The following is a 12,407-nucleotide window of genomic DNA, read 5'->3' as shown; positions in this document are numbered from 1 at the left end:
AGCTTACAGTTTGACTTCCGCCTTCCAGTAGGCCTCGATCTGCGCGACCAGCGCGGCCGGCAGCGGCACGTAGTCCAGCGCCTCGGCAGCCTTGCCGCCTTCGCTGTAGGCGTACTTGAAGAAGTCGACTACCGCCTTGGAATGCGCGGCATCCTTCGGCGTCTTGTAGATCAGCGCGAACGCGGTCGCGGTGATCGGCCAGGAGTCATCGCCCGGCGCATTGGTGATCACGAGTTGGAAGTCTTTCGCGCTCTTCCAGTCCGCGTGCGAGGCGGCCGCGGCGAAGCTTGCCAGGTTCGGCGTGACGAACTTGCCGGCCGAGTTCTGCACCTGGGTATAGGCCATCTTGTTCTGCAGCGCGTAGGCGAGTTCGACGTAGCCGATCGAGCCATTGATCTGCTGCACGTAGGCGGCAACGCCCGCGTTGCCCTTGCCGCCGACGCCGACCGGCCACTGCACCGAGGTGCCTTCGCCGACCTTCTCCTTCCACTCGGCGTTGACCTTGGAAAGATAGTTGGTGTAGTTGAACGTGGTGCCCGAGCCATCCGAGCGCGAGACGACCTGGATCGCCGCATCCGGCAGCTTGACGCCGGCATTGTTCGCGGCCAGCGCCGGATCGTTCCACTTCTTGATCTTGCCGAGGTAGATGTCACCGAGCTGGGCGCCGGTCAGCTTGATTTCGCCGGCCTTGACGCCTTCGATGTTGACTACCGGCACGACGCCGCCGATCACGATCGGGAACTGGCCCAGGCCCGCGGCCGAGAGCTCGTCTGGCGACAGCGGCTTGTCCGAGGCGCCGAAATCGATCGTCGCGGCCTTGATCTGCGCGATGCCCGCGCCGGAACCGCCGCCACCGTAGTTGATGTGGTTGCCGGTCTTCTCGGCGTAGGTCGCCGACCACTTGGTGACGATCGGCTGGACGAAGGTCGAGCCGGCGCCGGTGACGTCGACGGCCTGAGCCGAACCCGCGAACAATGTGGCGGCCACGGCGAACGCCGTGATGGAATGACGAATGCTGTGAAACGCATTGACTTGAAGCATGTGAAAACCTCCGTAGGTGGAAATTCTTGCGGAGGCGCGGACGACGTACCCCGCGCCGCTCCTTTACGCTGGCGCAGGCTACGCGGGGAATTTGAAACTTTTATGACAAAGGCCGAGGGGCGGGAATGGCCGGCCGGGAATCGTTTAAGAATCAGCATATTGAAGGTGGCAGCGCAAAACAGGCGGTGCCGGACAATCGACCGATTGACTGTTTCCGACACCCCATTCCCGGCCGTCGTAACAAAACGGTAAACTTGCGGCCAATTTTGTGGGGATGGATCACATGTTTTCGTTACAGACCATATTCGGCAAGGGCGACAAGTTTTACGGCCTGCTCGAGGCCAGCGCCGATGCCGCGCGCCAGAGCGCGCGTGCACTGATCGCGCTGTCGAAGCAGAAGACGCCGAATCCCTCGCTCGACGAATTCCGCCTCGCGCGCCGGCGCGAGAAGCAGATTTTCAACGACATCAGCGCCGAGCTGGTCAATACCTTCGTCACCGCGCTCGAACGCGAGGACATCGAGGCCCTGTCCGCCGCGTTGTACAAGATCCCGAAGACGGTGGAGAAATTCGCCGAGCGTTACGCGCTGTTCGCCGCCCAGCTCATGGATGTCGACTTCGGTTCGCGCGCGGTCATGCTCGAGAAGGGTTGCGACGTCATCGCCGAGATGGTCGGCCTGCTGCGCAAAGGCATGCCGCTTGACAAGATGAAGGAGCTCAACGACCGCATGCAGGCGATCGAAGGCGAAGCCGACCGCCTGATCCTCGACCTCTACCGCGACCTGTTCACCCAGGAGCAGGACGTCGCCCGCCTGCTGTTGCGCAAGGATCTGTTCGAATTGTTGGAAAAGGCCATCGACCGCTGCCGCGATGCGGGCAACGTGATCTATGCGATTGCGCTGAAGAATTCCTGAGAACGGGAGCCATCGCGTGACCCTGACGCTCGTTCTCGCCGTCGTTTTTGTCGCCCTCGTTTTCGAGTACATCAACGGTTTTCACGACACGGCCAACTCGATCGCGACCGTCGTCGCGACCAAGGTGCTCAGTCCCGGCCAGGCCGTGCTGCTCGCCGCGGCAACGAACCTCCTCGGTGCGCTCTGGGGCACGGCCGTGGCCAAGACGATCTCGTCCGGGCTGATCGATTCCCACGTCGTCAACGTCACCCCCGAGTTGCTGATCTGCGCGCTGCTCGGTGCCACGATCTGGGATCTCATCACCTGGTGGTGGGGCCTGCCGTCGTCCTCTTCGCATGCGCTCGTCGGCGGCCTTTGCGGCGCGGCGCTCGCCGGTGCCCACAACGACTGGAACGCGCTGATCTGGAACCAGGCCGGCGTGCACTGGTGGGACGGCAAGGGCCTGTGGCCGAAGGTGATCCTGCCGATGATCACCTCGCCGCTCGGCGGGTTCGTCCTCGGTGTCGTCGTCATGGGCCTGCTGTTCGCCCTGATCTCCTGGCTCGGCTCAAGCAGGAGCCCGACGATCAGTCAGTTCGGCCGGCCGAAATTCGTCAACGCCTTCTTCGGCAAGGCGCAGATCATTTCGGCCAGCGCGATGGGCCTGTCGCACGGCATGAACGATGCGCAGAAGACCATGGGCATCATCGCGCTGGCGTTGGCGGGAGCGACGAGCGCGGGTTCGCTCGATCAGCTGCCGTGGTTCCTGCATTTCCTGCGCGTCGAGCAGGATGCATCGAAGACGTTCGAGATCGCGCTGTGGATCAAGATCGTCTGCGCGCTGACCATGGCCGCAGGCACCGCCGCGGGCGGCTGGCGCATCATCAAGACGCTCGGCCACAAGATGGTCAAGCTGCATCCGATCAACGGTTTCGCCGCGGAAACGAGTTCGGCCGCGGTCATCATCGCCGCGTCGACCGTCGGCATTCCGGTGTCGACCACGCACAACATCTCGGCGGCGATCATGGGTGTCGGCGTAGCCAAGAATCCGCGTGCGATCAAATGGACCGTCGTCGAGCGCATGGTCTGGGCGTGGCTGCTGACGATTCCGATCGCTGGCGTGATTGCTTACGTACTCGTGCGGTTTGTCGAAGCGGTGTTCGCGTAAGACGCAACCTCTGCGCGCCGGAAAGGCGATTCCTCTCCCCCCGATGTTCATGTCAGGGGAGAGGGTAGGGTGAGGGGTGCTTTTGATCTTGCTCTGTTCTTGCAACCGCGTCCCTTCGCTTTTCCGCGCGCGTCCGGCGCGCGGGTGACTTTCTCTTGCTCGCCCAAGAGAAAGTCACCAAAGAGAATGCGCCCCGGATGCCGCGCTCGCCGCTGCGCGACGAGTCCGCGAGGTCATGCCGGGGTTCGTTGAACGCACGTCCGTGTGCGTGCAACGAACTCGCGCGCATCGTGCGCGCGATCCTGCGGACGTTTCCGGCATGCCCTCGCCGCGACAAACGGGGATCCGAGGATCAAGAGCCGGATCAAGAACGGGCTTACGGCATTTTGGCGACCACGGTTTGCGCATTCCCGCGCAGGTATTGTCCGGTGTGGTAGCTGCGGTATTTGCATACGTCGAAGTTCTTCTGGATCAGGACGCGGCCGTTGCGGAACTCGGTGCGCAGATCGCGCAGACAGCCGTCGTCGTCGCGCAGGGCTACCGTGGCCGAGTCGCCGCCGCCGTGCAGCGGCTGGTCGCCGAAGGGCAGCGGGCGAAAATGATTGCTTCCCGCAGGCGCGACCGAGAACGCGGTGATGCTGTTCTGCGCGGTATTGACCAGATTGAGGTAGTGGGTGGTTCCGGCCGCGTTTGCATCGACCGCGGCGAGGAGAAGGAGCAGGCATAGGCTGCGCATTGAAAATTCCTGGAGTCGATGGGAACCGGAGTACAGGCATCGCCGCTACCCTTGGGAGGAATCGAGATCGCTGACTGCACTCCGGTATGCGCACAATCCTCATGCGCGGAGTCGGAGCGCGCTACCGGAATGGGACGAATCGTCGCCATGCGCGGACGAATCGCAATCCGTTGCAACCATCCTTTCCGTCGTGCCATCTCATGCGTACGATGAGCGCCCATCCAATCGATTTGGAATTGCCGGTGACGCGAGAGCGGATAGATCCGCACGAGCTTTTGTTGCGGGTTCTCCTGTACGTCGCGCTGTGGCTGATGGTCGCGGTGCTGTTCGCCGTGCCGAGCCTGATGGCCGACTGGCTCAATGGGCATACCTGGCGCATTTCCGACTACGTGCGTTGGTCGATGATCCAGTGGGGGACGCTCGCCGTGCTGGTGCCGCCGGTACTCTGGCTTGCGCCGCATGAGCCGATCGAGCCGCCGAATCGCTGGCGGCTGCTCAGGGCAAACTTCGGAGCAAGCCTGATTTTCACCGTTGCAGCCGTGGTGCTGGGGGCGGTGATCACGCATTTTGTTCAGGAGGAATACACCAGCATCGGCTATCAATTCACCCAGTTCCTCGGCCAGCACGCGGCGATGGACTTCGTCGCCTATTGGTTGATTCTAGGCATGCGCCAGACGGTACATTTCTATCAGCAGAAAGTCGGTCGCGAAGCGCAGGCGAGCCGCCTGCAGGCGCAGCTCGCGCAATCGCACCTGCAGTTGCTGAAAATGCAGTTGCATCCCCATTTCTTGTTCAACACGCTGCATGCCGCAGCGACGCTAGCGCGTGAGGATGCGGCTGCTGCCGAGGACATGCTGCTGCGCCTGGCCGAACTGCTGCGCACCTATCTCGACGACGAGCGCCAGGAAATCTCGCTGGGCGAGGAGCTGGAGTTGATCGATCTCTATCTCGGCATCCAGCGCGTGCGCTTCAAGGATCGGCTGACCAGCCGCGTCGACATTGATCCCGAATTGTCGCGCTACGCCGTGCCGAGCCTGATCCTGCAGCCTATCGTCGAGAACGCGATCCAGCACGGCATCGGCAAGCAAGTCGGCGCGGATTGCGTGGAGATCGACTGCTATCGCGTCGCGGCGAATCTCTGCATCGATGTGCGCAATCGCAACAGTGTGCTGGCCGGACCGCCCGAGGAGTTGTTCCGGCGTGGCATCGGCCTGTCCAATACCCGCCTGCGGCTAAAGGAACTGTACGCCGACGCCGGTCATATCGAGCTCGGTGAACTGTTGCCTCGAGGCGTGATCTGCCGCATTCGCTTGCCGCTGAAGCAACTCGCTGCGGATGCGACGCGACGCGTCGCGAGGGCGGCCTGAGCATGAGCCGGATCAGAGTGCTGGTCGTCGACGACGAGCCGATCGCGCGGCTGGCGATCGTGCGCCTGCTCAATGAGGACGCCAGCTTCGAGTGCGTCGGCGAATGCGGCGACGGCGCGAGCGCGCTCAAGGCGATACGCAAGCTCGCTCCCGACCTGGTCTTTCTCGATATCCAGATGCCGGCGATGAGCGGGATCGATGTCGCCGCGCAGATCGGCCACGAGCGCGGCCCGGCCATTGTGTTCGTCACCGCGTACGAGCGCTACGCGGTGCGCGCGTTCGAGGCGAACGCGGTCGACTACCTGGTGAAGCCGTTCAGTCGCGACCGCTTTCTCGCCACACTCGAACGCGCCAAGCGCCGCCTCGCTGCCGCTGATGCAGCCATCGAGCAGGCCGCTTCGGCGCAAGTGCTGCGCGCACTCAACGAACTGCGTCGCGAGCAGGACTACCTCGAACGCATCCCGGTGCCGGTCGACGAACATTTGGTCTTCGTCGACGTGCGCGACGTCGACTGGATCGAGGCGAACCGCAACCTCGTGCGCGTGCATGTCGGCAAGCAGGTGCACGAAGTCCGCGAGACGATGATGGCACTCGAAGCACGTCTGAATCCGCGTCACTTCGTGCGCGTACATCGTTCGGCAATCGTCAACGTCAGCCGCATCACGGCGATCCATCCCTGGTTCAACGGCCACCACGTGCTGATGCTGAGCGGCGGCCAGCAATTGCGCATGAGCCGCTACCAGCACGAAGCGTTTCTGCGCCTGACCGGGCGGCGCGGCGAGTGACGATCAGCGGATCAGTGGGCGCGCGAGGAACTCGCCGAGCCCGAGCTGCTGCTGGAAGAGGACGTAGAGATGGATGTCGACGCGCTGCTCGACGCAGACGAGCCGGACGACGAACCGCCACCGCTCGACGCGCCGTGGGTGGAAGATCCGCCGCCGGAACTGCCGTGACTGCCGCCAAAGGAAACCGGAGAACCGCCGCTACTCGCCGAAACCATGCGACCGCCGCCTAAGGCCCCGTTGAAATGGAAGACCGAACCCGGGCGTGCGCCCACGGCGGGACTCTCGCGGCTGCTGTAGCGCGCGGGCGGCAACGATTCTCGCGCTGCTCGTGATTCGCGCGGCGCCCAGGCCGATGGGCGGGCAATGGCGAGTGGCGATGCGTCGACATTGCGCGGCGCATTGGAGTGTGTGGCGTACGCGATTGCGTGCCGATCCGCATGATCGACGTGCTTCCACGCGACGGCACTGCGCGGCGGGCAGGGATGTGCGGGATCGTGCTGGTGATGCTTGTGCCAGTTCCGGTAGCTGTGAGCGAAGACGCGGCGGTGGACGTGGTAATAGGTGTCCCAGGTACACGGAACCCAGTAGTAGCGCCGAATCCAGCCGTTCGAATCCGCAGGCGGGTAGTCGGGCCAAGGCCAGGTTCCGTAGGCAACGGAAGAATTGCAGGTGGGGATGTAGTAATAGCCCTTGAAGCCGCTGTCGATGAACACGTCGCCGCTGCCGTCGAAGACGTACAGATTGTCCGGGACGCCATCGAGGACGCCGGACTCGACCGAGCGCCGGCGCAAGTCCCTGATCGCGAGGCTGACGTCCGCGCTCTGGGCGAGCACGATGTCGCCGAGCCGGCGAGTCCAGTCGATCTGTTCGCTGAGCATTTCCAGGATCTGCGGAAACGCGAGGAGCGCAGTGACGGCCGGATCCCAACCTTGCTTCGAGCCCGCGTCGATCGCGGCATCGCCGTCAAGTTCGGAATGGCCGCGCGACCATTCCGCCGCGGCGAGTACATCGTCCGGGGCCGTCGCTGCCAAAAGCACCAGGCCGAGCACATCGTTCGGATACAGCGCGACCGGTGCGAGCATCTGCTCGAGTTCGGCCCGGCTGAACTCGGTGCCGACATAGTTGGGAGTCGAATTCGTTGGTTGCTTTGAAATGCCTTGTGCCTTCGGTGCTGTGGCAATGGTCGAACAAGCCGAAAGCGTGGCGAGGGCAACAACGGCGGCCAAGAACGTTCCCGAGGTTCTCATGCGTGCGCTCATGATTCACTCCTCCTGACTCATGCATCGCGTCGGCGCAACGATACTCCCAATTGGGTATACGGATGTAAGCAATCTTCAAGAAAGGTCAAGCCGAGCGCATTGAAGCCGTGCCGGAGGGACGGACCGCAGTTTCCGTTTTCAGAGCGTGTCGTCGCCCTGCGAAATCGCTTGTTCGAGCTTGTCGCCGAGCGGGCCGAGTTCGGCGACGAGGCGATCGATTTCCTTCGCGTTGAGCAATTCGTACGGACGGTTTTCGCACAGATGCAGGTAGGGCGAGCCGTCGAGGTCGCTGACCGCGAGAAATCCCAGGCGCTGTTCCCAGTTGAAACGCAGGCAGCGGCGCGCATCCATGCCGGTGAGCGGGCCGATCGGCGTCGACACGCGCAGATAGGTGGCGCCGGTTTCGTCGTTGAGTTCCGCGAGGTACAGCCCTTGGTGACGCTTGCCCTGCTCGAGTTCGACGTCGAAGCAGATCAAGTATGGATCGTTGATGCGCAGCGGATGCTTCGCCGCGATGTACGCACGGATTTCCTCGAACGATTGCATGAATTTCTCCCAGAATTGGCGCCTATGCTAACGTGCCGGGGAGACGAAGTGGAGCGTATGGCGAAAGCGAAGTCCCCGGCGAAACAGGTTGCCGCCACGGGTGTCAAGCCCGAACATGCGGCCATCGTGCGCACGATTGCCGCGATTCCGCGTGGACGCGTCGCGAGCTACGGCGAAATTGCCGCGCGCGCCGGCCTGCCGCGGCACGCGCGCCTGGTCGGGCGCGTGCTCGGCGACGCGGGCGCCGACGCCAAGCTGCCTTGGCATCGCGTGCTGCGCGCCGATGGCCGTTTCGCGTTCAAGCCGGGCAGCCGCGCGTTCCGCGAACAGCGCGCGCGCCTGATCGACGAGGGCGTTGCGGTCAAAGCGGGTCGCGTCGACCTTGCATTGTTCGGCTGGCAGCGCAATCTCGATGCGGAAATCTGGCGTTTCTGAACATCCCGCAAGGAACGAGAATCTTTGATGCAGAACCTACCTCCCGTCACACGCGCGTTGCTGATCGCGAACGTAATCGTCTTTCTGCTGCAGCAGGTCGCGGGCGATTGGCTGACCGCGCATTTCGCGCTGTGGCCGGTCGATGGCTCGCGTCTTTTCGATCTCGGCGACGGCAGCGTGCTGCGTGTTGCGTTCGAGCCGTGGCAACTGGTCAGCTACGGTTTCCTGCATGGCGGTTTTCCGCACATCGCGTTCAACATGCTTGGTCTGTGGATGTTCGGCGGCCCTGTCGAGCAGGCGCTTGGCGCGCGTCGATTTACTATTTTCTATTCCGTTAGCGTAGTTGGTGCGGCGCTGGCGCAACTCGCGACGATCCATTTCTTCAAAACAGGGGATTTTTATCCGACGATTGGTGCTTCAGGTGGCGTGTTTGGAATTCTGCTCGCCTACGCAATGATTTACCCTCGCGCACGAATCATCTCCTTGTTTACTCCTTTTCCTACTCCTGCGCCCATAGCAGTCGCGATTTTCATCGCGATAGAAATGTATATGGGCATCACCGGCACACAGGAAGGCGTCGCGCACTTCGCCCATCTCGGCGGCGCGGCGGCGGGGTTCGTGTTGCTGCGTTATTGGCGTGCGCAAGCGCTGCGCAGTCGCGATTGAGCGCTAATAACTCCGACGATAGCGCTGTCTTTGTCCGCGTTGCATCGATCGACCTTGCGCGAATTTGTTAGGTAATCGTTAGTGATGAACCGAGCGAATTTTCGTGCGGCGGAGCGCATGCGTGTGCAGAAAAAAACGTGTATGGTGCGGGTGCGTCGGGTCTTGAGACCCTCATCGCACTTTCCAACCAGGGCAGGAGGAGATATCGATCATGAGCAACGATCCGAAAGCGGATTTTTCCGACGTCAACAGCGAAGTGAAGGTCAACATGACGCCGACGCCGACCGCGGCATCGACGGCAGGCTCGGCTGCTTCGAGTCAGACCTACACCGTCGTCAGCGGCGATAGCCTGTCGAAGATCGCAAAGCATTTCTACGGCGATGCTAATCAATGGAAGAAGATCTTCGATGCCAACACCGACAAGATCAAGAATCCCGACCTGATCCATCCGGGACAGGTGCTCACGATTCCCGCCGCGCCAGCTTCCGGCAAGGCAACGGCCTGATCGCAGCGCACGCATGCGCGACAAACGGGCGCCCTGAAAGCCGCAGCGAGCGAAGAGCCGATCCCTTCTGGGGTCAGGCGCGGTGCCGGAGCGCAGGAATCGGAGTGTACGCAGAAGTACATGAGAGTTCCGAGCACGCCGGCGCGAAGATTATCGAATGCAGGCTTTCGAGACGCCCAAACTTGAATCCATACGACAGAGGGTAGTTATGAACAAGCTCAGCAAACGCATTCCGTTGACGATCGTTCTGGCCGGCGCCGTGGCATTGGCGGCCTGCGGCAAGAAAGAGGCGCCGGCGCCGGCTCCGGCACCGGCTCCCGTTCCGGCGGCTCCCGCGCCCGCACCGGCCCCTGCGCCAGCTCCTGCGCTTCCGGCACAGGTCAACTCGGTCGTGCTCGGCAATGCGGTCGATGCCAGCGGCAAGATCAGCGCGCCGGTGGGCACCTTCGGCACCAAGGACACGATCTACGCGACGATCGCATTGACGACTACGGTGCCGAATGTGGCGGTCAATCTGCGCTGGAAGTTCCAGGATGGCCAGACCGTTGCCGACAACGCCAAGACGATCGCGGCGCCGAGCACCGGCACGATCGACGACAAGCTGACCAAGCCGTCGGGTTGGCCGGTCGGCAATTACACACTCGAAGTCGTCTCCGACGGTAAACCGCTGTCGACGACCACGTTCCAGGTCAAGTAAGTCCAGTCCGGCTGTTCGAACGGAGCAAAAAGGGCGCGGAATTTTCCGCGCCCTTTTTCTTTGCAGATATCTTTGCGATCTGCGTGATCACGAGAATCAAAAGGCGGTCATCCGTGACCACGTTCAATACGAATCGTTACCAAATCTTCACCTGCGCCTCGCCACCGCGCACCATTGCATCGCCGGCCTTGCATGAGAACGCTTGTGCGAATGCGGGCATGTTCGACGGCGCGGCGATCGCGCGGAACTGGCCCGGCGCATGCGGATCGGTGTTGAGATTGACCTTCGCCGTCGCCGGCAGCGTGTTCGTGCGCCACAGGCGCGCGAAGTTGAGGAAGAAGCGCTGGTCCTGGCTGAAACCGTCGATCTTCGACTTCGCCTCGGCGGGATTCTTCGCCAGCGCAATCTGCAGCGCGTCGTAGGCGACGTTGAGGCCACCGAGGTCGGCGATGTTCTCGCCGAGCGTGAGCTTGCCCTTCACGTGCAGATCCTCGAGCGCGACATAGCCGTCGAACTGGGCAACGAGCTTGTCCGCGCGCTCGGTGAATTTCTTGCGGTCGTCGTCGGTCCACCAGTTGCTGTTGTTGCCCTGCGCATCGAACTGGCTGCCCTTGTCGTCGAAGCCGTGCGTGATCTCGTGGCCGATCACCGCGCCGATGCCGCCATAGTTGAGCGCGTCGTCGGCCTTGGCATCGAAGTAGGGCGGCTGCAGGATCGCTGCGGGGAAGGTGATCTCGTTCTTCAGCGGGTTGTACGAGGCATTCACCGTCTGCGGCGTCATGCCCCATTCGGTCTTGTCGACCGGCTTGCCGATGCGGCCCATGCGCCAGTCGTGATTGAACTTGCTCGCGGCGAGCAGGTTGTCGACGTAGCCCGCGCGCGCGATCGACAGGCCGGTCCAGTCGCGCCATTTGTCCGGATAGCCGATTTTCGGCGTGAACGCCGAGAGTTTTTCCAGCGCCTTGGCCTTGGTCGCCTCGCTCATCCAGTCGAGCTTCTCGATGCGCAGCTTCAGCGCGGCCTGCAGGTTGGCGACGAGCTGCTCGGCACGCTGCTTTGCCTCGGGCGGGAAATTTTCTTTGACATAGAGCTGGCCGAGCGCCTGACCCATCTGCCCATTCACGGCACCGAGCACGCGTTTCCAGCGCGGCTCGATCTCTTTCTGTCCGCGCAGCTTGTGTGCCCTGAAGTCGAAGTGCTCCTCGACGAAGGCGCGCGACAAGTACGGTGAAGCGTCGTCGATCGCGTGGAAGCGCAGGTAGGCCTTCCACTGCGCTACCGGGATCTCGGCCAGCATCTTGTCGAACTCGGCGAACCATTCCGGATGCGAGAGCGAGAAGCCTTGCACGTCCTTCAAGCCCTGCGCGGCGAGGAACTTGGTCCAGGAAAAATGCGGCGTCGCCTTCTCTGCCTCGGCGACACTCGCGTAGTGATACTGGTTTTTCGGATCGCGCGCCTCGATTGGCGACAGCGAGGCTTTTGCGTCGCGCGTTTCCAGCGCCATGATCCATTGCGCATCCTGCTTGGCCTCGTCCGCCTTGACGCCAGCCAGGACCAGCGTCTTCTCGATATGCTCAAGGTACTCGCTGCGGATTTTCACGTAGTCCGGCTTGTCCTCCAGATAGTAGGCGCGCTCCGGCAGGCCGAGGCCGTCTTCGCCGGCGAAGCCGATGACCGTGCTCGAATTCTTGAAGTCGGGGTAGGCGCCGAAGCCGAAGTAGCCGCCGAGTCCGCGTGCATGTGCATCGATCATGTAGGCGGCGAGATCGCTGGTCGACTTGATCGCGGCGATCTTCGCCAGTTCCGGCTTGAGCGGCGCGATGCCGGCCTTTTCGATCGCGGCTTCGTCCATGCCGCTTACATAGAAATCGCCGAGTTTTTGTTCGATCGTGCCTTTTGCCGCAGCGGCGATCGCCGGATCCTCGATCAGCTTGTGCTGGGCCTTGAGGCTGGCCTCGCGCAGCTCGTCGAACGTGCCCCAGCGTGTGCGATCACCCGGAATCGGATTGGCCGCGAGCCATTTTGCATTGACGTGGTCGTAGAAATCGTCACAAGGCTTGAACTTCGCATCGAAGGACGCCGGATCGAGCGCGCTGCCGGAGGTGGGCGAAAGCGCATGGGCTGCACCGGTGAAGGCGAAGGCGATGGCGAGAGCGAGCGGGTGGCGCAGGCGATGGGTCATGGCAGATTTTCCCGGGTTCCGAAGAGTTTGCGGTGGGTCACGGTAAGCACTGGCTGCGGCGCGCAGCAGTGCGGAAAGTCATGCACAAAAAAACGGCCGGTGAAGCGCCGGCCGGATGACAAATAATG

Annotated in this window: 13 protein-coding genes; 8 read left to right on the top strand and 5 right to left on the bottom strand. The window is 62.6% G+C overall.

Annotated features, from left to right (window positions below; translation table 11 throughout):
- Positions 1-3 precede the first annotated feature (3 nt).
- Positions 4-1,041, bottom strand: a complete 1,038-nt coding sequence (gene pstS, locus F455_RS0116025; protein ID WP_018974333.1) for a phosphate ABC transporter substrate-binding protein PstS — start codon at positions 1,039-1,041, stop codon at positions 4-6.
- Positions 1,042-1,324: 283 nt separating this feature from the next.
- Here pstS and F455_RS0116020 point away from each other — a divergent pair, with 283 nt between their 5' ends.
- Together F455_RS0116020 and F455_RS0116015 are read left to right on the top strand one after the other, a co-directional pair.
- Positions 1,325-1,954, top strand: coding sequence for a DUF47 domain-containing protein (locus F455_RS0116020; RefSeq protein ID WP_026293451.1), 630 nt, complete (start codon positions 1,325-1,327; stop codon positions 1,952-1,954).
- Positions 1,955-1,970: 16 nt separating this feature from the next.
- The gene (locus F455_RS0116015; protein WP_018974331.1) at positions 1,971-3,101 is read left to right on the top strand and encodes an inorganic phosphate transporter; all 1,131 of its coding nucleotides are present in this window, start codon (positions 1,971-1,973) and stop codon (positions 3,099-3,101) included.
- A 376-nt stretch (positions 3,102-3,477) separates the two neighbouring features.
- Here F455_RS0116015 and F455_RS0116010 read toward each other — a convergent pair whose 3' ends face one another.
- Complete coding sequence (locus tag F455_RS0116010; RefSeq protein ID WP_018974330.1) at positions 3,478-3,837, bottom strand: hypothetical protein; 360 nt, start codon at positions 3,835-3,837, stop codon at positions 3,478-3,480.
- Positions 3,838-4,115: 278 nt separating this feature from the next.
- Between F455_RS0116010 and F455_RS0116005 the strand changes: the two genes are divergently transcribed.
- Positions 4,116-5,204: a sensor histidine kinase gene (locus F455_RS0116005; RefSeq protein ID WP_245540004.1), complete on the top strand. Its 1,089-nt coding sequence runs from the start codon at positions 4,116-4,118 to the stop codon at positions 5,202-5,204.
- Between the two features lie 2 nt (positions 5,205-5,206).
- Positions 5,207-5,989, top strand: coding sequence for a LytR/AlgR family response regulator transcription factor (locus F455_RS0116000; RefSeq protein WP_033410260.1), 783 nt, complete (start codon positions 5,207-5,209; stop codon positions 5,987-5,989).
- A gap of 11 nt (positions 5,990-6,000) precedes the next feature.
- Here the strand turns inward: F455_RS0116000 and F455_RS22235 are convergent, their stop codons facing one another.
- Together F455_RS22235 and F455_RS0115990 are read right to left on the bottom strand one after the other, a co-directional pair.
- Positions 6,001-7,248 (bottom strand): DUF3300 domain-containing protein, encoded by a 1,248-nt coding sequence (locus F455_RS22235; protein ID WP_083918988.1) that lies wholly within the window; start codon positions 7,246-7,248, stop codon positions 6,001-6,003.
- Positions 7,249-7,386: 138 nt separating this feature from the next.
- Complete coding sequence (locus tag F455_RS0115990; protein ID WP_018974327.1) at positions 7,387-7,794, bottom strand: hypothetical protein; 408 nt, start codon at positions 7,792-7,794, stop codon at positions 7,387-7,389.
- Positions 7,795-7,851: 57 nt separating this feature from the next.
- On the opposite strand from F455_RS0115990, the gene F455_RS0115985 reads away from it, so the two are divergent.
- The 4 genes from F455_RS0115985 to F455_RS23375 all read left to right on the top strand — a co-directional run bounded on the left by F455_RS0115985 (position 7,852) and on the right by F455_RS23375 (position 10,097).
- Positions 7,852-8,229 (top strand): MGMT family protein, encoded by a 378-nt coding sequence (locus F455_RS0115985; RefSeq protein WP_083919005.1) that lies wholly within the window; start codon positions 7,852-7,854, stop codon positions 8,227-8,229.
- A gap of 27 nt (positions 8,230-8,256) precedes the next feature.
- Positions 8,257-8,895 (top strand): rhomboid family intramembrane serine protease, encoded by a 639-nt coding sequence (locus tag F455_RS0115980; RefSeq protein ID WP_018974325.1) that lies wholly within the window; start codon positions 8,257-8,259, stop codon positions 8,893-8,895.
- 211 nt (positions 8,896-9,106) lie between these two features.
- Positions 9,107-9,400 carry a LysM peptidoglycan-binding domain-containing protein gene (locus F455_RS0115975; protein ID WP_018974324.1) on the top strand — a complete coding sequence of 98 codons (294 nt, stop codon included), beginning with the start codon at positions 9,107-9,109 and terminating at the stop codon, positions 9,398-9,400.
- A gap of 208 nt (positions 9,401-9,608) precedes the next feature.
- Complete coding sequence (locus F455_RS23375; protein WP_018974323.1) at positions 9,609-10,097, top strand: hypothetical protein; 489 nt, start codon at positions 9,609-9,611, stop codon at positions 10,095-10,097.
- Positions 10,098-10,233: 136 nt separating this feature from the next.
- Here F455_RS23375 and F455_RS0115965 read toward each other — a convergent pair whose 3' ends face one another.
- The gene (locus F455_RS0115965; protein WP_018974322.1) at positions 10,234-12,279 is read right to left on the bottom strand and encodes a M13 family metallopeptidase; all 2,046 of its coding nucleotides are present in this window, start codon (positions 12,277-12,279) and stop codon (positions 10,234-10,236) included.
- Positions 12,280-12,407 lie beyond the last annotated feature (128 nt).

It is taken from the genome of Rudaea cellulosilytica DSM 22992 (assembly GCF_000378125.1).
In the GTDB taxonomy this organism is placed as follows: Bacteria; Pseudomonadota; Gammaproteobacteria; order Xanthomonadales; family Rhodanobacteraceae; genus Rudaea; species Rudaea cellulosilytica.
The sequence above is the reverse complement of the archived record's forward strand: the minus strand, read 5'-3'. Positions and strand labels throughout refer to the sequence as shown.

What these genes read in the sequence shown, in the direction of transcription:
- F455_RS0116020 (WP_026293451.1), top strand. Translation starts at nt 1,325, where the DNA reads ATGTTTTCGTTACAGACCATATTCGGCAAGGGCGACAAGTTTTACGGC.
- F455_RS0115965 (WP_018974322.1), bottom strand. Translation starts at nt 12,279, where the DNA reads ATGACCCATCGCCTGCGCCACCCGCTCGCTCTCGCCATCGCCTTCGCC.
- F455_RS0115975 (WP_018974324.1), top strand. Translation starts at nt 9,107, where the DNA reads ATGAGCAACGATCCGAAAGCGGATTTTTCCGACGTCAACAGCGAAGTG.
- F455_RS0115990 (WP_018974327.1), bottom strand. Translation starts at nt 7,794, where the DNA reads ATGCAATCGTTCGAGGAAATCCGTGCGTACATCGCGGCGAAGCATCCG.
- F455_RS0115985 (WP_083919005.1), top strand. Translation starts at nt 7,852, where the DNA reads ATGGCGAAAGCGAAGTCCCCGGCGAAACAGGTTGCCGCCACGGGTGTC.
- F455_RS0116010 (WP_018974330.1), bottom strand. Translation starts at nt 3,837, where the DNA reads ATGCGCAGCCTATGCCTGCTCCTTCTCCTCGCCGCGGTCGATGCAAAC.
- F455_RS0115980 (WP_018974325.1), top strand. Translation starts at nt 8,257, where the DNA reads ATGCAGAACCTACCTCCCGTCACACGCGCGTTGCTGATCGCGAACGTA.
- pstS (WP_018974333.1), bottom strand. Translation starts at nt 1,041, where the DNA reads ATGCTTCAAGTCAATGCGTTTCACAGCATTCGTCATTCCATCACGGCG.
- F455_RS0116000 (WP_033410260.1), top strand. Translation starts at nt 5,207, where the DNA reads ATGAGCCGGATCAGAGTGCTGGTCGTCGACGACGAGCCGATCGCGCGG.
- F455_RS23375 (WP_018974323.1), top strand. Translation starts at nt 9,609, where the DNA reads ATGAACAAGCTCAGCAAACGCATTCCGTTGACGATCGTTCTGGCCGGC.
- F455_RS22235 (WP_083918988.1), bottom strand. Translation starts at nt 7,248, where the DNA reads ATGAGCGCACGCATGAGAACCTCGGGAACGTTCTTGGCCGCCGTTGTT.